Origin of the sequence: Caulobacter sp. Root343 (assembly GCF_001425745.1) — a bacterium.
In the GTDB taxonomy this organism is placed as follows: domain Bacteria; phylum Pseudomonadota; class Alphaproteobacteria; order Caulobacterales; family Caulobacteraceae; genus Caulobacter.
In genome coordinates, this window is the sequence record NZ_LMDF01000007.1 from 296,643 (window position 1) to 314,855 (window position 18,213).

Annotated in this window: 21 protein-coding genes and 1 tRNA gene; 7 read left to right on the top strand and 15 right to left on the bottom strand. The window is 65.6% G+C overall.

The annotated features are described in order from the left end of the window. Positions 1–2: 2 nt before the first annotated feature. From ASC70_RS14055 to ASC70_RS14105, 12 genes are all read right to left on the bottom strand, one after another. A complete protein-coding gene (locus tag ASC70_RS14055; RefSeq protein WP_056051084.1) occupies positions 3–461 on the bottom strand; it encodes a hypothetical protein in 459 nt (152 codons plus the stop codon). Next, a complete protein-coding gene (locus ASC70_RS14060; protein WP_056051087.1) occupies positions 461–976 on the bottom strand; it encodes a hypothetical protein in 516 nt (171 codons plus the stop codon). The genes ASC70_RS14055 and ASC70_RS14060 overlap by 1 nt, the downstream gene beginning before the upstream one ends. Positions 977–1,022: 46 nt before the next feature. After that, entirely contained in the window at positions 1,023–1,340 is a 318-nt protein-coding gene (locus ASC70_RS14065; RefSeq protein ID WP_056051090.1) for a hypothetical protein, read from the bottom strand. Positions 1,341–1,381: 41 nt separating this feature from the next. Continuing rightward, positions 1,382–1,774 (bottom strand): hypothetical protein, encoded by a 393-nt coding sequence (locus ASC70_RS14070; RefSeq protein WP_056051093.1) that lies wholly within the window; start codon positions 1,772–1,774, stop codon positions 1,382–1,384. Between the two features lie 799 nt (positions 1,775–2,573). Further along, on the bottom strand, positions 2,574–3,845 hold the full coding sequence (locus ASC70_RS14075) for a phosphoadenosine phosphosulfate reductase family protein (RefSeq protein ID WP_082547421.1): 1,272 nt from the start codon (positions 3,843–3,845) through the stop codon (positions 2,574–2,576). Between the two features lie 64 nt (positions 3,846–3,909). Further along, a complete protein-coding gene (locus ASC70_RS14080; RefSeq protein ID WP_056051095.1) occupies positions 3,910–4,446 on the bottom strand; it encodes a hypothetical protein in 537 nt (178 codons plus the stop codon). Between the two features lie 58 nt (positions 4,447–4,504). Further along, complete coding sequence (locus ASC70_RS14085; RefSeq protein ID WP_056051098.1) at positions 4,505–5,314, bottom strand: hypothetical protein; 810 nt, start codon at positions 5,312–5,314, stop codon at positions 4,505–4,507. Between the two features lie 2 nt (positions 5,315–5,316). After that, positions 5,317–5,577, bottom strand: a complete 261-nt coding sequence (locus ASC70_RS14090; protein ID WP_056051101.1) for a hypothetical protein — start codon at positions 5,575–5,577, stop codon at positions 5,317–5,319. A 64-nt stretch (positions 5,578–5,641) separates the two neighbouring features. Next, the gene (locus tag ASC70_RS25020; protein WP_156396218.1) at positions 5,642–5,794 is read right to left on the bottom strand and encodes a hypothetical protein; all 153 of its coding nucleotides are present in this window, start codon (positions 5,792–5,794) and stop codon (positions 5,642–5,644) included. Next, the gene (locus tag ASC70_RS14095; protein ID WP_056051103.1) at positions 5,787–6,269 is read right to left on the bottom strand and encodes a hypothetical protein; all 483 of its coding nucleotides are present in this window, start codon (positions 6,267–6,269) and stop codon (positions 5,787–5,789) included. The genes ASC70_RS25020 and ASC70_RS14095 overlap by 8 nt, the downstream gene beginning before the upstream one ends. 80 nt (positions 6,270–6,349) lie before the next feature. Next, positions 6,350–7,504, bottom strand: coding sequence for a hypothetical protein (locus ASC70_RS14100; RefSeq protein WP_056051107.1), 1,155 nt, complete (start codon positions 7,502–7,504; stop codon positions 6,350–6,352). A gap of 94 nt (positions 7,505–7,598) precedes the next feature. Next, positions 7,599–7,958 (bottom strand): hypothetical protein, encoded by a 360-nt coding sequence (locus ASC70_RS14105; protein WP_056051109.1) that lies wholly within the window; start codon positions 7,956–7,958, stop codon positions 7,599–7,601. 440 nt (positions 7,959–8,398) lie between these two features. Here ASC70_RS14105 and ASC70_RS14110 point away from each other — a divergent pair, with 440 nt between their 5' ends. Next, entirely contained in the window at positions 8,399–8,680 is a 282-nt protein-coding gene (locus tag ASC70_RS14110) for a hypothetical protein (RefSeq protein WP_156396219.1), read from the top strand. Here the strand turns inward: ASC70_RS14110 and ASC70_RS14115 are convergent. Both ASC70_RS14115 and ASC70_RS14120 read right to left on the bottom strand, forming a co-directional pair. Next, entirely contained in the window at positions 8,677–9,441 is a 765-nt protein-coding gene (locus ASC70_RS14115; protein WP_056051115.1) for an SOS response-associated peptidase family protein, read from the bottom strand. The genes ASC70_RS14110 and ASC70_RS14115 overlap by 4 nt on opposite strands. 65 nt (positions 9,442–9,506) lie before the next feature. After that, on the bottom strand, positions 9,507–9,839 hold the full coding sequence (locus ASC70_RS14120; protein ID WP_056051118.1) for a hypothetical protein: 333 nt from the start codon (positions 9,837–9,839) through the stop codon (positions 9,507–9,509). A 394-nt stretch (positions 9,840–10,233) separates the two neighbouring features. Between ASC70_RS14120 and tig the strand changes: the two genes are divergently transcribed. Then, the gene (gene tig, locus ASC70_RS14125; RefSeq protein ID WP_304439105.1) at positions 10,234–11,592 is read left to right on the top strand and encodes a trigger factor; all 1,359 of its coding nucleotides are present in this window, start codon (positions 10,234–10,236) and stop codon (positions 11,590–11,592) included. A gap of 166 nt (positions 11,593–11,758) precedes the next feature. Next, positions 11,759–12,397: an ATP-dependent Clp protease proteolytic subunit gene (locus ASC70_RS14130; protein ID WP_162247222.1), complete on the top strand. Its 639-nt coding sequence runs from the start codon at positions 11,759–11,761 to the stop codon at positions 12,395–12,397. A gap of 82 nt (positions 12,398–12,479) precedes the next feature. Here the strand turns inward: ASC70_RS14130 and ASC70_RS14135 are convergent, their stop codons facing one another. Next, on the bottom strand, positions 12,480–13,154 hold the full coding sequence (locus ASC70_RS14135; RefSeq protein ID WP_056051123.1) for an HAD-IB family hydrolase: 675 nt from the start codon (positions 13,152–13,154) through the stop codon (positions 12,480–12,482). A 337-nt stretch (positions 13,155–13,491) separates the two neighbouring features. Between ASC70_RS14135 and clpX the strand changes: the two genes are divergently transcribed. The 4 genes from clpX (at position 13,492) to ASC70_RS14155 (ending at position 18,157) form a co-directional block, all read left to right on the top strand. Beyond that, complete coding sequence (clpX, locus tag ASC70_RS14140) at positions 13,492–14,754, top strand: ATP-dependent protease ATP-binding subunit ClpX (RefSeq protein ID WP_047405914.1); 1,263 nt, start codon at positions 13,492–13,494, stop codon at positions 14,752–14,754. A gap of 395 nt (positions 14,755–15,149) precedes the next feature. After that, entirely contained in the window at positions 15,150–17,549 is a 2,400-nt protein-coding gene (lon, locus tag ASC70_RS14145; protein WP_056051126.1) for an endopeptidase La, read from the top strand. Between the two features lie 145 nt (positions 17,550–17,694). Continuing rightward, complete coding sequence (locus tag ASC70_RS14150) at positions 17,695–17,973, top strand: HU family DNA-binding protein (protein WP_013079364.1); 279 nt, start codon at positions 17,695–17,697, stop codon at positions 17,971–17,973. Positions 17,974–18,082: 109 nt separating this feature from the next. Further along, positions 18,083–18,157, top strand: a tRNA-Val gene (locus ASC70_RS14155). The last annotated feature ends 56 nt before the right edge of the window (positions 18,158–18,213 follow it).

Below are 18,213 nucleotides of genomic sequence, written 5' to 3' on the forward strand. Positions count from 1 at the left end.
GCTCAAGCGCCCAGTTTGGGTAGGTTCACCGAAGCCCACGCGCCGACAATCGCGTCAAGCACCTGCTCGGCGCTGACCTCGACCACGACGTCGCCAGGCCAGGCGTCGGTCTTGCCGATCCACTCGCCGTCATCGGTGCTGTCGGCCCGGATCGGGTTGTGCGGCGTCGACTCGAACTCGGCGGTCCCGAACCCTTCCGGCGCCAATGGCAGCAGGTGGCGCTTCACCAGTTCCTGCAGGGTGGCGGTGCCCAGAAAGCGCCCGTCGTAGACCGTAGAGTTGGGGCCTGGCTGCACCTCGGCGAACTTGTCGATGTTCCAGCGGTCGAAGTAGTCGTCCAGGATCTCGCCGTCAGCGAACCCCCAGTTGGCGAACAGGCAGCTCGCATAGAGCCGCACCGGGCCCGGACCGAGATCCTTGCTCGGATCGACGCTTCTCAGGTCTTGCGCGAAGGTGTTCATCAGACTGGCTCCTTGTCCATGACGACCGTGACCTCGTAGTCGTCGGCCGCCAGCCACTGCGCAGCCCGGCTGATGGCCGCGTCCACCATGGCGGTGAAGAAGTCGGCGCCCGAGGCGTCCAGGGCCTCCAGCTGCGCCTCGTCGAAGCGGAGATCGTGATCGGGCAGGCGCAGCAGGCGAAGCGCGTGGCGACCGCCCAGCGGCCGGCGCAAGAGGCCGCGCCCCGCATGCTCACCCCGTCCGCGCCGCGCATCCTCCTCGAGATCCTTAGCTAGGCCCTCCACAGCGCTCTCTACGCGCCATAGGGCGTCCCGCACCGGGTTCGGATAGCCCTCCCGGCTCGACCGCTCCCAGGAAACCACCTGGCTGTTGGTCACCTCGACGTCGCGGACGCGCAGGGCGTTGGCCAGGCCGACGATGTGGCGGCGCTCCATGCAGCAGGCGACGCGCAGGGCGCGGCTCTCGGGCCCGGTGAGCGGGCGGCCGCGCGAGCCGATCAGGGTGCGGAAGGTCATAGGCGGTGGTTCCTTGCTGAAGCCCCGCGCCTGCGGGGCAGATGGATCAACGGACGGTGGAAAGGGGCGGCGGCGTGGGCAGCGGGTCTTTGCCGTCAGCCGCGCGCCGGCGGTTAACGGCGACCACCAGCTGGCTGACGGCCTCATCGGCGATGGCGTAACCCTGGCTGGCGTCTCGGAAGTCGCTCAGCTTGAAAAAGTGCGCGACGCTGTAGTCGCCATCCACGGCGATCAGCACGAAGAGGCGACCGTCGAGGTGGCCGCTCCATGTGAGGCCCGGATGCTTGATCCCAGCCGCGGTGACAAGCGCATCGCCTTCCTTGGTGAGTTCCTGCAGCGCGCGCTGTTCGGGAAGTAGGTACACGGCCGCCTCCGAGGCAGACTGGGTGATAGGGTAGGGGCGGATTAGGCCGAAGGGTCCCGCGGACGCTTGCCGAGGCTGGCCAGCATCTGACGATCACGAGCGAGCCGCCAACCATAGAGGTAGAAGGCGCCGCCCAGGGCGCGAGCGTCAGGATCCTGGCTGAGGTAGCCGTCCAGTTGGGCCATGGACTGCTCGATGTCGCTCGTCTGAATCCAGACGCCCCAGAACACATTCCAGCCCTCGCGCAGGGCCAGCTCGGCCTCGTTGACGTTCCAGCTCACCCAGCCGTGGGAGGTCCGGCACCGGGTCGCGGCCACTACGGCCGAAACGACGTCGTCGTAGATGACCTGGGCGGCCGCCCGGCCGCCTTGCAGCGTCGCGCCCAGGGCCAGGGTGCGCTCGGTGGCCTCCGAATAGGTCTGCGGGATGTCCATGGTCTGCTCTCGACTTTCACGGGCAATAGGGGCGGATCAGGGCAGAGGGTCAAGGCTCCACCGTTCGGCAAAACGCGTCCACCGTTCGGCTTGGAACGGTCGCCCGAAACGGTCAGCTCTGGGCGGTGGTCGCAAAGCCTTGCGGGGCAAGGCCTAGGACCGTGCGAACGGTAGCCATTCCGGCGCCCGAATAGAGGGGTACGCCCGCCGCTTTCGCAGCGGCGCGGGCTTGGCGGATAACGGTCGACTTGGAAGGCATGGGCGTATGCTCCAGGTTGAGATGAGATAGCGCTCAGGCGAGCGGCGGATGAGACGGAAGAGGTAGACCCCGGCGGCAGGCTGTCGTGAACCTGAACCTCCCAGCCCACAGTACGTGCTCGGCGTCTCGACAGCTCCAGTCGCCTTCCAAATGCGGAAGGCAACGAGACCCGAAAGGCGGCTGTCTGAGGATAGGCGTCAGGGCTTCGATGGCCGTCCAGTAGCGCTGAACCGCGCGTTCCCGGAGCTGCTTGCCTTCCCTGCGCAGGCTCCAAGCGATGGAGGACCCGCCGCCGAGGCCCCGGGATGCCTCATAGGCGCTGCGCGAGTTTATCGAGTCTGACATGGCGATGGAGGCCAGCTGGGCGGCCTCGGGCGATCCATTTTGCGCGGCGAAGTCCATCAGCCGCTCACAAAGTTCGGTGATCGCGTCGGCAGCTTCTTTTCCGGGGGAGCGAACGTTACGCTTTCTCATGGCGGTAGTTCCTTGATCTCCCGCGCCGCATGCGCGGGGCCGATTGGGCTGTAGGGTTGGGGCGGATTAGGCCTTGGGGTACGTCAGAGCGCCGGCCGGGAAGGTCAGCTCGACCTCGACCCGCTCGGCGTCCTGGATGACGGTGTGGACCTTGAAGCCGGCGTGGACCTTGAAGCCGGCGGCGCGGGCCGCCTTGCGCTCGGCCTGGGCCTTCTCGCGCGCTTCCTTCGCCGCCTTCTGGGCCAGCAGATCCTCGAAACGGGCGATGATGTCGCCGGCCGTCGGATAGATGTTCTCCAGGCTGTGGTGACCAAGGATGATCGCCCGCACCTCGGCAATGCGCTCAGCCTCGGCCTGCGTCGGCGCCCGGATGGGCCAGCCCTTCTCGTAGCGCAGGCCCTTGATGTTGATCTCAGCTTCCAGGCGCCGTCGCTCCTCGGCCTTGTCCTTGGCCCAGGTGACGCGCTCGACCAGGTCGGCGCCCAGCAAGCGCGGCGTGACGTCCGCCAGCCAACGCGTGGGCTGGAAGCTGAAGGTGCTCGACGCCTCCATCTCCACCAGGTGGCGATAGGTCCAGTGGTTGGACTCGACACGGTTCGAGGCGCGCTGATCTTCCTGACGCTGGAGGACGCAGAACGAGCAGCCCAAGCGGGAAGAGCCGGCGTCATATGCCAGGTGAAGCGGCAGATCGTGGCGGTGGTGGTAGGCGAACACCTCCTCGGTCTTCACCTCGACCGCCGGGTGCCAGGTCATCAGCGTGGTGCCGTCGTCCTTGCACCAGCGAGGCTCGGGCTTGGAGATGGGCGTGTTGGCGCGGCTGGCGCTCTCCTCGCGCCGGATCCCGACCACGGAAATGATCGTCTGCCCGGGGAATTCCTTTTGGAGGGCGGGACTGATTACCTGCTGCTTCATCTCGGCGGTGCAGAACCGCAACGACGCGCTCGACCAGGGGCCGATCAGGTTGAAGACCTCCAGATTGGCGTAGCGGCGCTTGCCCTCGGCGAAACGCGCCTCCCAGCGCGAGATCATGTCGTGCTTGTTGTGCCGGACCACCATCAACGGGACGTCGAGCGTGCTCGCGATCGACTGGACCATGTCCAACGTCACGTCCCATTCGATCCGCCCCAGGTCAGCATGGATGGCCCGGCGCAGCGCCTTGGGGTGGCCGAGCATGTCGAGCAGTTGGTTGGCCTTGTGCGCGGCCACGGCCGAGTCCTTGCCGCCGCTCAGGCTGTAGACCACGACCGCGCCGGCGCAGATGGCGGCCAGGGTTTGATCGTCGATCGCGATGTCGAGGGTGGCGCAGGTCTCGACAGCCTGGGCGGTGGTCATACGCATCTGGCGTTCCTTGGTCTCCCGCGCCGCATGCGCAGGGCTGATTGTGCTGTAGGGTCAGGGCGGATTAGGCCGCCTGGTCCAAGTCGTAGGCGGGCAGCTCGTCGCGAGGATCGGCGTCGTTGTCGAACATCACGTAGTCGAAGCCCTGGGAGCGGGCCCAGGCCAGCGGGGCGTAGAGACCTTCGAAGGCGTCGATCTCGCGGTCGCTGTGCTCATGGGCGTAGATCACGGCGCCGCAGCCGGTCGGACCGCCCGAGACAGGCCAGTCCTTCAGCGGGAGAGCGAGCAGGGTTTCCCACGTCGCTTGCGGGATATGCGCCGTCGACAGGACGACGGTCCGCCTCGTCTCGAACTCCTGGGCGGTGGTCGTGACGGTGGTGCGCTCGAGCCCGGCCGCATCGAGGATCGCGTTCGCCACCTGAAGGGCCGCTTCGCGTGGAAGGTAGATCATGCAGCGGGTCAGCCACCCGGTCTTGTTGAGGGGCTGGAGGCGGATGTCATCGTCAGGCCCGAACGATTCGACGCTCAGGCCGCACGGGGTGCTGGAGCCGTTGCGGCCGAGGTTGAAATAGCCGGGGATGCGCGAGAACTTGATCAACATGGCGGTGGTTCCTTGGTCTGCCCGCGCCGCATGCGCGGGGCTGATTGAGCTGTAGGGTCTAGGCGGCCAGATCGCGGCGAACGCCGATGAACGCGGCGCAGCGCGGGGCGCCGTCGCGGGTCATGCCGGCGTAGCGTACCGTGCCCAGCTGGCCGGGCAGATTGGCCCGGAGGGTCAGGAGGCGCGTCGCCAGGGTGCGCGACATCGCGACAGGGGCGGAGAACACCCGGCCGCCCATCTTGAGCGTGACGGACCCCGCCGCATCCTGATCGTCCTCGCGGGCGCGGACCTCCAGGATCTCAGCCTCGGCCTCCTCGGTCGGCTTGACCTTCAGGGATTCGCCGCGCGTGGCTGAGGCCTTGCCTTCGCGATAGCCCCAGTCACCACAGTGAAGGACGATCCCCTCGCCGCCGGCCGCCACGACCTCGGCCAGGTGGTCGTCAACGCTGGCCAGGGAGCGGATGCGCCGGGGGCGGGAGATGCACACCACGTCTTGGGCGCCGAGGGCGTCAACCATGCGCGCGGCGGCGTTGAGGCGGTCGATAAACGGCATGCCAGACCCGGCCAGGTCGAAGACCATGAAGCGCCAGCCCGGAGGAAGCCCGCTGGAGGCCATGAACACCGCCTGGGCAGCCTCGAACCCGCCGGGGGCGATCAGCTCGCCGTGCAGGCCCTCCAGCGCCCGCTGGGACAGGAAATCGCGGGCTTCCTTGTTCGGGATGGGCCGGCTTTCCTTGGAGACCAGGCCGGCGACGGGATCCACCAGGCCGCCGACTCCATCGTGCTTCTCCTGAGACCAGGCGGGCAGGGGGAGGCGGGACAGGTCAGCCGTGACGGGCTGCATGGCTTTGAACAGGGCGGTGGTCATAGTCAGTCCTCCGCCTCGTCGCCTTCGCCGTCGTCCACTTCGATTTCGTGCTGGGACACCTCGGCGCCGTCGCCGAGCAGTTCCGACCGGTCCAGGAGCATCGCGCAGCAGGCGCCGACCTCCGGCGCGGCTTCCGACCCGAGGAGGGCTGATATCTCACCGTCCTCTGAGCCTACGGCCTTCATGTAGGCGTAGGCGGTCGCGAAGAGCGCTTGCGGGTCATTCACCTCGACCAGCAGCGTCAGGGTCACGAAAATGGCCATGGTGTCGTTCCTTGTTGGCCCACGCCGCATGCGGGGGCTGATTGAGCGGTAGGGGCAGGGCGGACTAGGCGTCCGGGTCGTCTCCGTGGTCCAGGACCCGCTGACGGGCTTCCTGGGCGGTGGTGGCGACCAGGACCGTGAGGCCGTTCTGGTCGCGGACGGTGCGCCCGTCGTCGCTGGGCAGCAAGCCGATATGCCAGGGGTCGCGATCAGTCATCGTCGCCGCCTTCCTCGTCGTCCTGGGCGGTGGTCACGCCGGCCTGTTCGTCCGAGATCCAGACCCAGGCCGCCACCCAGCAGCCGTCGCTACCCTCAGACACTTCCGGCACGTCGTCGATCTCAAGTTTGACGCTGGCCAGGCGCTCACGTGCGTAGGCAATGTAGGCGGCGTGGCTCTCTTGGTCTTGCTCGGCCATGATCGGACGGACGGTCGAGGGGAGCAGGCCTTGCGCCAGCAAGGTGCGGAACTGGTCTTCCGGGCTCGCCGGCTCAGCGGCGATCGGCGCGATATTTCCGACCAGGAACAGCGTAGCGAAGGCGTCGGCTTCCTCAGCCTGCTTCCGGAATCGCTCGGCGACGTCGACGCGCGCCAGCTCGTCGGCGAACTCGTTCCAGCGCCGGGCGGCGGCGCTGAGCGCGTTCGCGATCGTGTGGCGTTCGCTATCTGTGAAAGTACGCGGGGCGGCTGTCATGGTTTCGTTCCTTGCTGTCCCACGCCGCATGCGCGGGGCTGATTGGGCTCTAGGGGCGGCGGGCTGATTGGCTTGGATGGTCAGACGGCGAGGCGGAGCAGGCTGGCGCGCTGGCCATCGACGTTCACGCAACGGCCGTCAGTGGCGGTCAGGCGGAACTCACGGCCGCCGGGCAGGCGCTTGAAGGTCCACCGGATGAGTTTTCCAGCGGCGGCGCCGGCCCAGCAAGCGGCGAATCGTTTGTCGCCGTCGTTCGCGGCGGCCGCGCTGTCGATGACGACTGCGGCGCCGTCCAGTTCGAAGAACGAGGCCGGCGGGACATCGCCAAGGTCCGCCGTCTCCAGGACGGGCGGCGGCAAGCTGTCGCTGAACGCCTCGCGAGCGCCGGACCGCATGGAGGCCAAGGCCGCCGTGTCCATGTCGGCCAGGCGCAATTTCACGCTGCCAGCGCGCTCGTAGACGATCATCGCGCCTGGCGATCGGCCCCGGAAGATCCGGCCGCCTTGGGCCCTAACCTCGGCGCTGCGCCAGAACAGGCGCGGCGGGACAAGCCTGGCCTCCAGCGCCCGCGCCTCGGCGGCGTCGCCCGCGCCATAGTCGCCGCCGGCCGGAGGGGTGAACATCTCTTCGCTGGCCTCGTCGAAGATGGCGGCGAGCGCGGCCATGGGACGAATTGCGGTCAGGCGCTGCCAGTCGGGCGAGTCGACCATCACGCCGGCCGAGGTGTGGACGCGCAGGGCCGGAACCTCGTCGGCCGCCATCTCGGCGAGCTGCACCGCATAGGCATCGCGAGCCCGCGTCCGGCGCAGCTGGTCCGCCGCGCGCAGCGCCGCCGCCCACCGGGTTTGCGGCTTGGTCGCGTTGTAGACCACGCCACTGACCCGCGTGGCCGACCCATCGTTCCAGACGACCCAGAACGAGCCGGCGGCGGCCTTGCTGCGCGGCGCGGTGAAGATGGCGGTCAGGGCGTCGTCGGCGGCCTTGATGGCCCTGGCGGCCGCCTTGCGCACGGGCTTGGCCGGCGCGGGCTCGCAGGGGGCGCCGAGCGGCGCGACAGCGGCCGGGCGGCTCATGCTCGCCGAAAGGGCCTTCTGGCGCTGGAGGGCCTTCGCCAGGGCGTGGGCGGCGGCTTCATAGGCCGAGGCCGCGCCGCTGGTCGCGGCCAGGTCGTACAGGGCCAAGGCGGCCTCGGCGGTGATGACGGCGCCAGGACGGGCGATCGTGAGCGTTTGCATGGTCGTTCCTTTCCAGGCCCCGCCGCATGCGGGGCATTCGAGCTAACCACTCGGCGAGGCCGCCCCTGCAGGGAGGGGCGGCTAGGCGGAGGGGCTACGAGACGCGGCCAATAACCGATTTGGTATTCCAGCCGGTCACCGGGATCAGCTCCACGTCCTCGCCCAGCTTAAGCGCCAAGGCCTCCGCCAGCTCGTGCTGCTTGTTGATGCCAAAGCCCCGGATGGCGAAGTGAAAGGCGGGATACCTGTCCGGTCCGCTGGAGGGGCGCGGGCTGTACACCATGTACGGCCAGGCCTTGGCGGCCTTACGGGGGTTGTCGTTGACGCTCTTGCCCTCGCCCAGGTCACCCCAGAGCGGGTCCATCGTGCCATCCTCACGCAGCTGCATGACGGCGAAGCGATCGACCGAGCCCTTAGCGTGAGGGTTTAGGTCCAGGAGATACAGGCGCTTCATCTGGTCGTTCCTTGCTGGACCACGCCGCATGCGTGGCCTTGGTGTCTGCGCCGTCCTGGACGTGCTCGCCGCATGCGAGCCAGGCCAGGACCTCGAGCCGCGGCGGCCCTGCCAAATGCAGGACGCCAGAACGGCGCTGACAACCCGAAACATAGGCGTGGGTGAGTGCGCGTCAACAACAAAATGCAAGTGACGTGAAGTATTCGTGAGCTTCTGGCGCTGGTCGTCATCAGTCGGAAGGCTGGATAGCTCCAATATTCACGGGTCCTTCCTGGCAGTAATAGATATGCGGGGAAGTGACCCGCCGCTTCTATCTGAAAAAATACTGAAAACGATGCGGTACTGTACGGTCGGATACGTTGTGGCTGGGCCGGGACCGGTCCGCCAGCAGGCGAAGTTGTCGCGCTGCGCTGACCAGCCGACTCGGCTAGATGGCGACTATGACGCGTGATGAAATTGACCGGATGCTCGACCAGATGGCCGCGGAGTCCGCCGCCAAGAGCGATGTGGCTCTGCTGCCGGGGGTGATCAGCTTCAATTCGTCGACATGGGTGAAGATGTCACCGACGGACCTGCCGACCACGTGCGAGAGCGTGAAGGCCGGCGTCAGATACCGTGGCGTTCAGGTTCTTATCAGCAGCGCGTTCGACGACGGGGTGCTGAATCGTGCCGAAGACGGCGGCCGAGGGCAGCCGTACAGGGATCTCGAGCAGCGGAACTAGGCGGCCGCCCGCGCCGGCGGAGGGTCGATCAACTGGAGTTCATCGCTGGGGAGCGATCGCTGCAGGCCGCGCGCTTCCTCCCATGGAGCCCGCAGCCATGTGTCGATCTCTTCTGGCGTGCGCAAAAACACAGGCATCGCCTTCTTGTGATAGGGCCGAACGACGTCGTTGGCGTCGGTAGTCAAGAAGGCATAGACCTCCATCTCCTCCCAGCCGGCCTTCTTCGTCTTCACGCATGCGTGGGGTGTCCATATGCCCGCGAAGTAGGCCAAGCGGCGCTCACCGACCTCGGCGAACCAGATTGGCTTGCCGGTCCTTTCGAAATCCTGGTCGGGCTCGCAGAACGCGGTGATGGGCACAAGGCAGCGGTTCTCGACACCCTGCCAACGCCGCCAATGGGCGTTATCCAGGTCTCGGACGTTGGTGACGCCAGGATCCGGCTCTTCCCTCAACAGGGTCTTGAAGTCGTACGCGACGCCCTTCTCGTCCAGGCGCGCGGTCCGTTTCTTCACCAACTCCATCATGCGTTTGCCTGACGAGGGCATGCCCCATCGGGCGAAATGGATCTCATGGCCGCCGTCTTCGCTCAGGCGCACAGTCGGCTTCGAATAGTTGGGATAGGTGAACTGCTTGTAGGAGAGGTCGATGTTTGCCTCTTGGATCCGCGTGCCGCGGGGGAGGGTGAGGCTCTTCTTCAGCAAGTCCTCGTGGGCCTGCGCCCAGCCGAAAATGTCGTAGTACAGCTCTTCGATGTTGCACATGTCGGGGGCCTCGGACTATGCGGCTCGGACGCTAACTATAGGATCGGCGCTCGGCTAGCTGTATTCTACTGACGCAGCAGGTTCGCGCCGCGCCCGTTCCACCATCGGTCAGCCTCCGCCTGGCCGTACTTCTCGACCTCGCGGGCGTACTTCTGACGGTCGCACCAAGCGTAGTAGTCGTTGATATCTGGGTAGACAGAAATCTCGCGATCCCGGCCGCGGGCGTTGCACTCCGTGCAGCGCAGGATTCGCCGCAGGCGCACGAACGTCATGTCGGCGCCGAACGTCGCGATAGCCGCTTCGGGCGTCAACTCGAGCTTGTGCGGGCACCGGCAGCAGTCGATGTGAAGGCGCTGCTGATAAGTGAGAAGGCTGGAAAGGGTGGGCGGCGAGGACATGGCGTGTTCCGCATATGTTCTCATTCCGAAGAGCCGCCTGAGTCAACCTCGAACGCTGTCTGGGGACAATTCCGGGGACGATTGAGCGTATCGCAGCGTGTTCGAGCGTGGCTCCGCTCAAGCCGGCCGGCACTCTATATACGCTCCGACCCGCTCAGGTACGCTGGGTAGGGGGTTCGAGTCCTCTCATCCGCACCAGACAGCTCGTGATGGCTTCGCCCATGACCGTTGGGGGCCGTCACGAGTTTTACCTATCCCGCTCTTGGATGCTCGCGCACGTCGTGACATAAGGGCGCTCTTTCGCCGCCCCGGCCTCGCGGGCGGCGTCGATCTTTTGGACCCCAGGGCGGAGATCGGGCGCTTGGCGCTTCGACCCGAGAATTTAAGAATGTCGATGCAGATCGTTGAAAAGTCGGGCGAAGGCCTTAGCCGCGTTTTTGGCGTTACGGTGCCCGCGAGTGAACTGGCCACGCGCCTGGATGCGCGGATCGCCGAAGTCGCTCCGCAGATGAACGTGAAGGGCTTCCGCCCCGGCAAGGTGCCGACCGCTCACGTCCGTCGCATGTACGGCAAGGCCCTGATGGGCGAAGTCGTCGAGCAGGCGTTGAACGAGACCACCCAGAAGGTCCTCGAAGAGAACAAGCTGCGTCCGGCCGGTCAGCCCGAGCTGAACCCGTCGTCGGACATGGAAAAGGTCATCGCCGGCGGTGAAGACCTGGCGTTCGAGCTGGCCGTCGAGGTCATGCCCGATTTCGAACCGATCGACCCGGCCTCGATCGAGCTGACCAAGCCGGTCTACAAGGTCACCGACGCCGAGGTCGACGAGTCGCTGGACGAGCTGGCCAAGCAGGCTCGCACCTATGAGCCGCGCACCGGCAAGAGCCTGAAGGCTAAGGATGGCGACCAACTGCTGATCGACTTCGTCGGTACGGTCGACGGCGTCGAATTCGCCGGCGGCAAGGCCGAAGGCGCTGAACTAGTCCTGGGTTCGGGCCAGTTCATCCCGGGCTTCGAAGAGCAGCTGGTCGGCGCCAAGCCGGGCGACGAACTCGTCGTGAAGGTGAAGTTCCCGGAAGAATATCAGGCCAAGGATCTGGCCGGTAAGGACGCCGAGTTCGCCACCAAGGTGACCGAAGTCCGCGCCCCGGTCGACGGCAAGGCCGACGACGAACTGGCCAAGCGCCTGGGTCTGTCGGATCTGGCCGCCCTGAAGGACCTGCTGCGCTCGAACTTGGCCGGCCGCTACGACAACAGCTCGCGCTTCAAGCTGAAGCGCGCCCTGCTGGACGTGCTGGACACCAAGCACGACTTCCCGCTGCCGCCGCGCATGGTCGACGCCGAGTTCGCCGGCATCTGGCAACAGGTCGAGGCCGACAAGGCCCGTGGCGGCCTGCCGCCGGAAGACGCCGAGAAGTCGGAAGACCAGCTGAAGGACGAGTACCGCAAGATCGCTGAGCGCCGCGTGCGCCTGGGTCTGGTGCTGGCCGAAATTGGCCGCAAGAACGACGTGGTCGTCACCGACCAGGAGCTGACCGACGCCATCATGCGCGAAGCTCGCCAGTACGGCGCGCAAGCCCAGCAGGTGTTCGACATGTACCGCCAGCGCGCCGACCTGCAGGCCGCCCTGCGCGCCCCGATCTACGAAGACAAGGTCGTCGACCTGATCTTCGGCAAGGCCAAGGTCGAGGAAAAGGAAGTCTCCAAGGACGAGCTCCTGGAAGAAGACGACCTGCCGGAAGGCTACGGCGGCTAAGCTCGCCGAGCTGAAACGATCAAGGCGCGGCTCGCGAGGGCCGCGCCTTTTTCGTATCGGTTGGAACCGGCCGGCTCCTTGCAACCTGTTAAGCGCCACGCGATATGCGATAGCGACGGCGCGCCGGGGGCTGATTCGTTTTCGCGCGCCCAGACACACGAAAAGGGTGATCCCCATGATGTACGATCCGATGGCGACGGCGATGAACCTCGTTCCGATGGTGGTCGAGCAGACCAGCCGCGGCGAGCGCGCGTTCGACATCTTCTCTCGCCTGCTGAAGGAGCGGATCATCTTCCTGACCGGTCCCGTCGAGGACGGCATGGCCAGCCTGATCTGCGCCCAGCTGCTGTTCCTGGAGTCGGAGAACCCCAAGAAAGAGATCGCCATGTACATCAACTCGCCGGGCGGCGTGGTGACGGCTGGCCTCGCGATCTACGACACCATGCAATACATCAAGAGCCCGGTCTCGACGGTGTGCATGGGCATGGCCGCCTCGATGGGCAGTCTGCTGCTGTGCGCCGGCGCCGCCGGTCAGCGCATCAGCCTGCCCAACTCGCGCATCATGGTGCACCAGCCCTCGGGCGGCTTCCGCGGCCAGGCCTCGGACATCGAGCGCCACGCCGAAGACATCATCAAGACCAAGCGTCGCCTGAACGAGATCTACGTCAAGCATTGCGGCCGCACCTACGAAGAGGTCGAGCGCACTCTGGACCGCGACCACTTCATGAGCGCTGAAGAAGCCAAGGACTGGGGTCTGATCGACCACATCAACGAAAGCCGCGACGGCCCGGACATCGCTGAATAGACGAAGCTTCGCTGAAACGAGAAAGCCGCCGATCTCAGGATCGGCGGCTTTTTTCTTGTCCGCTCGCCTGCGGCAAATCGGCTCAGGTGTCCGGCTTGCCCCGGAAGATGCGGTAGCCCTTCTCGTCGGCGATCGCCAGCATCTCGGTGTCGCCGGAGGTGTCGCCATAGGCGGCCGTCAGGTGGACGTCGGGACCGAAGACCTCGCGCAGGCGCGCGACCTTTTCCTTGGCCCGGCAATTGTTCCCGTCGAGACCGCCGAGGATGCGGCCGTCCTCCGAGCACATCAGACGCGTGCCGATCAGAAGATCGGCGCCGAGACCGCGTGCGAACGGCGCGACGGTGATCTCGGGGGAGGCGGTGACTATGACCATCTTGGCTCCCTTGGCTCGCCAGCCGCGCCAGACAGCCAGGGCGTCGGGGCGCAGCAGGGACGGGGCGAAGGCTTCGGCGAAGGCGCGGGCGTCGGCCTCGATCTGACTGACGGTCGCGCCCTTCATGAACTCCCGCACCGCGGCGGCCTTGAGCTTGGTGCGGTTGCGATCGAACACGTAGGTGATCAGAGCCGGCGTCAGGCGGATGACGCCGCGCGTCCACTTGCGGGGCCCGGCGCGCCACTTGAGGAACGCGTTGAAGCTGTCCTTCACGGTCAGGGTGCCGTCGAAGTCGAAGGCCACCAGGGCGGGTTCATGGCCCATCTCGCCGGTCATTGGGCGCGACGCGCTCAAACCCTTGGCCATCAACGAACGCTTCGCCATCGATCTTCCATGCGAGCGTGCGCCGCACGCTCCGTTCCATACGATTCTAGCCTCGGTCATACGGTCTTCGAGCCGCCGCCGTAAGGGCTAAGACGTCCGACGCTTGCGCCGGAGCGCCAATCGCCCAATTTAGATGACGAGGTCATGACACGATCGTCGGGTTCGAGCGTTTGAGGCGGGAAAGGCGCCGCCAAGGCTTGTGAACCGAGCCCGGATCGGGGAATGTCAAGGATTAGACAACTCCCGGCGTATATCCTGTCTGCTTCGGTGGCGGTGTATGCGCTCGGAGGGGCGTCTCGGCGTTAAGCCGTAAGCCGCCATAGTGTGAGAAGCGATCATGACGAAAGCCGCGAGCGGCGACACGAAAAGCACTCTCTACTGTTCTTTCTGCGGAAAGAGCCAACATGAGGTGCGCAAGCTCATCGCGGGACCGACGGTGTTCATTTGTGATGAATGCGTCGAGCTCTGCATGGATATCATTCGCGAAGAGCACAAGATCGCTTTCGTGAAGTCCAAGGACGGCGTCCCGACGCCGCGCGAGATCTGCGAAGTCTTGGACGATTACGTGATCGGCCAAGGTCACGCCAAGAAGGTGCTCGCGGTTGCTGTTCACAACCACTACAAGCGCCTGAACCACGCCTCGAAGAACAACGACGTCGAGCTGGCCAAGTCGAACATCCTGCTGGTCGGTCCGACCGGTACGGGCAAGACGCTGCTGGCCCAGACCCTGGCTCGAATCATCGACGTGCCGTTCACGATGGCCGACGCCACGACGCTGACCGAAGCCGGTTATGTCGGCGAGGACGTCGAGAACATCGTGCTGAAGCTGCTGCAAGCCGCCGACTACAACGTCGAGCGGGCCCAGCGCGGCATCGTTTACATCGATGAAATCGACAAGATCAGCCGCAAGTCCGACAACCCGTCGATCACCCGTGACGTGTCGGGTGAAGGCGTGCAGCAAGCCCTGCTGAAGATCATGGAAGGCACTGTCGCCTCCGTGCCGCCGCAAGGCGGGCGCAAGCATCCGCAGCAGGAGTTCCTGCAGGTCGACACGACGAACATCCTGTTCATCTGCGGCGGCGCCTTCGCCGGGCTCGAGAAGATCATCTCGGCGCGCGGCGCGGCCAAGTCGATCGGCTTCGGCGCCAAGGTGGCCGATCCGGAAGACCGTCGTACGGGCGAGATCCTGCGGAACGTCGAACCGGACGACCTGCAGCGCTTCGGCCTGATCCCGGAATTCATCGGCCGTCTGCCGGTGGTCGCGACCCTGGAAGACCTCGACGAGGTCGCCCTGGTCAAGATCCTGACCGAGCCGAAGAACGCCTTCGTCAAGCAGTACCAGCGCCTGTTCGAGATGGAGAACATCGGCCTGACCTTCACGGAGGACGCCCTGCACGGCGTCGCCAAGAAGGCCATCCTTCGCAAGACCGGTGCGCGGGGCCTGCGCTCGATCATGGAAGGCATCCTGCTGGAGACCATGTTCGAGCTGCCCAACTACGAGGGCGTCGAGGAAGTGGTGGTCAATGCCGAGGTCGTCGAAGGCCGGGCTCAGCCGCTGCTGATCTACGCCGAGAAGAAGGGCGGGGCGGCTTCGGCCTAAACCGCGACTTCACCACGAAAACGGGGCGCGCCTTTTGAACGAAGGCGCGCCTTTTTCGTGGATAAGCCGGTTTCGTAAACCCGCGAGACGACTGGTGAGGCTTCGGCGCCACGCCAAGCGCGAGCGAGTGAAAGGCTTGGAATGCCAGTGTCTTGGATGATCTTGCCTCCCTTGGGCCGGGGAGGGGCATATCCACTTCAGCTTTGCCACACACGCGCGACCTGTCGCCGCTGTTGGGCGAGTACGCTTGAACCGTGTTGTAAAACGTCCACATAAATAACGACCATTCGCCCAGTCCCGGGCGGACGGGTCGTTCGACTCAGGCGCATCGTCTGATGTTACGGCGGCCCGCATGGCCGAGCGCCAGTGGCGCTCAGGCCGGGAGTATTGAGCACATGTCCGAACTACGTACGCTTCCTGTCTTGCCGCTGCGGGATATCGTTGTGTTCCCGCACATGGTGGTGCCGCTCTTCGTCGGGCGCGACAAGTCCGTGCGCGCCCTCGAAGAGGTCATGCGCGGCGACAAGCAGATCCTTCTGGTGACCCAGAAGAACTCGGCCGACGATGATCCGGCGCCGGGCGACATCTTCGACGTCGGCGTGTTGGCCACCGTCCTGCAGCTGTTGAAGCTGCCCGACGGCACCGTGAAGGTGCTGGTCGAGGGCAAGGGCCGCGCCGCGGTCGTGGCCTTCACCGACCAGGAATCCTACTACGAAGCCCAGATCGGCGAGGTCAGCGAGGACGAAGGCGTCGGCCCCGAGGCCGAAGCTCTGTCGCGCGCCGTCGTCGAGCAATTCGAAAACTACGTCAAACTGAACAAGAAGGTGCCGCCGGAGGCCCTGGCGTCGATCCCGCAGATCGCCGAGCCGGGCAAGCTGGCCGACAGCATCGCCGCCCACCTGTCGGTGAAAATCGGCGACAAGCAGCACCTGCTGGAAATCTTCGACGTCGTGAAGCGCCTGGAAAAGGTCTTCGCCCTGATGGAGGGCGAGATCTCGGTGCTGCAGGTCGAGAAGAAGATCCGCTCGCGCGTGAAGCGCCAGATGGAGAAGACCCAGCGCGAGTACTATCTGAACGAACAGATGAAGGCGATCCAGCGCGAGCTGGGCGACCCGGACGACTCGCGCGACGAGCTGATCGACCTCGAAAAGCGCATCAAGAAGACCAAGCTTTCCAAGGAAGCCCGCACCAAGGCCGAGAGCGAGCTGAAGAAGCTGCGCAACATGAGCCCGATGTCGGCCGAGAGCACCGTTGTCCGCAACTATCTGGACTGGCTGCTGTCGATCCCGTGGGGCAAGGCCAAGACCAAGAAGATCGACCTGCCGGAAGCCGAGGAGATCCTCGACGCCGACCACTACGGCCTCGACAAGGTCAAGGAACGGATCCTTGAGTACCTGGCCGTCCAGGCCCGGACCAACTCGCTGAAGGGCCCGATCCTGTGCCTCGTCGGCCCTCCCGGCGTCGGCAAGACGTCCCTGGGCAAGTCGCTGGCCAAGGCGACCGGTCGCGAGTTCGTGCGCATGAGCCTCGGCGGCGTGCGTGATGAGGCCGAGATCCGCGGTCACCGCCGCACCTACATCGGTTCGATGCCCGGCAAGGTCATCCAGTCGATGAAGAAGGCCAAGACGACCAACGCCTTCGTCCTGCTGGACGAGATCGACAAGATGGGCAGCGACTACCGCGGCGACCCCGCCTCGGCCCTGCTCGAAGTGCTCGATCCGTCCCAGAACTCGACCTTCGGCGACCACTATCTGGAGGTCGACTACGACCTGAGCCAGGTGATGTTCGTCACGACGGCCAACAGCCTCAACATGCCCCAGCCGCTGCTGGACCGCATGGAGATCATCCGCATCCCCGGCTACACCGAGGATGAGAAGCTGGAGATCGCCAAGCGGCACATCCTGCCGAAGCTGTCGAAGGACCATGGCCTGAAGCCGGCCGAGTTCGTCGTCCCGGACAAGGCGATCCGCGACCTGATCCGCTACTACACCCGGGAAGCCGGCGTGCGGTCGCTGGAGCGGGAACTGGGCGCCCTGGCGCGCAAGACGGTCCGGGACCTGGCCCGCGAGAAGCTGACCACGATCACGATCGACGACGAGCGCCTGGCCAAGTACGCGGGCGTCAAGAAGTACCGCTACGGCGAGACCGACGAGGTCGACCAGGTCGGCATCGTCACCGGTCTGGCGTGGACGGAGTTCGGCGGCGACATCCTGACCATCGAAGCCGTGAAGATGCCGGGCAAGGGTCGCATGTCGATCACCGGCAACCTCAAGGAGGTGATGAAGGAGTCGATCTCGGCGGCCAACAGCTACGTCCGCTCGCGGTCGGTGCAGTTCGGCATCAAGCCGCCGATCTTCGAAAAGACCGACGTGCACATCCACGTGCCGGACGGCGCTACGCCCAAGGACGGTCCGTCGGCCGGCGCGGCCATGGGTCTGGCCATCGTCTCGGTGCTGACGGGGATCCCGATCCGCAAGGATATCGCCATGACTGGCGAGATCACCCTGCGCGGCCGGGTCACCGCCATCGGCGGCCTGAAGGAAAAGCTGCTGGCGGCCCTGCGGTCGGGCGTCAAGACGGTTCTGATCCCGCAGGAAAACGAGAAGGATCTCGTGGACGTGCCTCAGAGCGTCAAGGTTGGACTGGAAATCATCCCGGTCTCGACCATGGACGAGGTGCTCAAGCACGCCCTCACGGGCCCTCTGACTCCGGTCGAGTGGAACGAAGCCGAGGAGCCGATTGCTGCGAGTGCGAAGAAAGACGAGGGCGATAGCGACGCCGTATTGACCCACTAGACGCAAGTTATCGTTGATAACTTATGCGGCGCGGGAGATTCCCGCGCCGCTCGCGTTTGACGAGGCATTTTCAACCGCCATAATCCCCGCCGAGCGTAGCGCCGTAAGCACAAGAACGCGTCGCCGCTCAGGCTGGGAGAAAAACATGACCACAAAAGCCGAACTCGTTACGGCGATCGCCGAAAAGGCGGGCATCAACAAGAACCAGGCCAAGGACGCTCTGGAAGCCTTTATCGACGCCGTCACCGACTCGTTGAAGTCGGGTCAGGACGTTCGCCTGGTCGGTTTCGGCACGTTCAAGGCCGTGACCCGCGCCGCCGGCACCGCCCGCAATCCGCGCACCGGCGAGACGGTGAACCGACCCGCGTCGAAGACCGCGCGCTTCCAGGTTGGCGAAGGCCTGAAGTCCTCGCTGAACGGCTAAACAGTTTTCCGCTTAACGGAGGCGGGGCGCCAGGGGGCTGGCGCTCCGCCTTTTCGTTTTCGCGCTATGCGCGGACGCGCCGGGCGGTTAGAAGCGCCGGCGATCGAGAGGGCAGTTAGCTCAGCGGTAGAGCGTCTCGTTTACACCGAGAGGGTCGGGGGTTCGATCCCCTCACTGCCCACCATCCTCCTCCAGATCTGTGACCCCAGCCTCCGCGGCCCACGCCGCGGGTCGATGGCT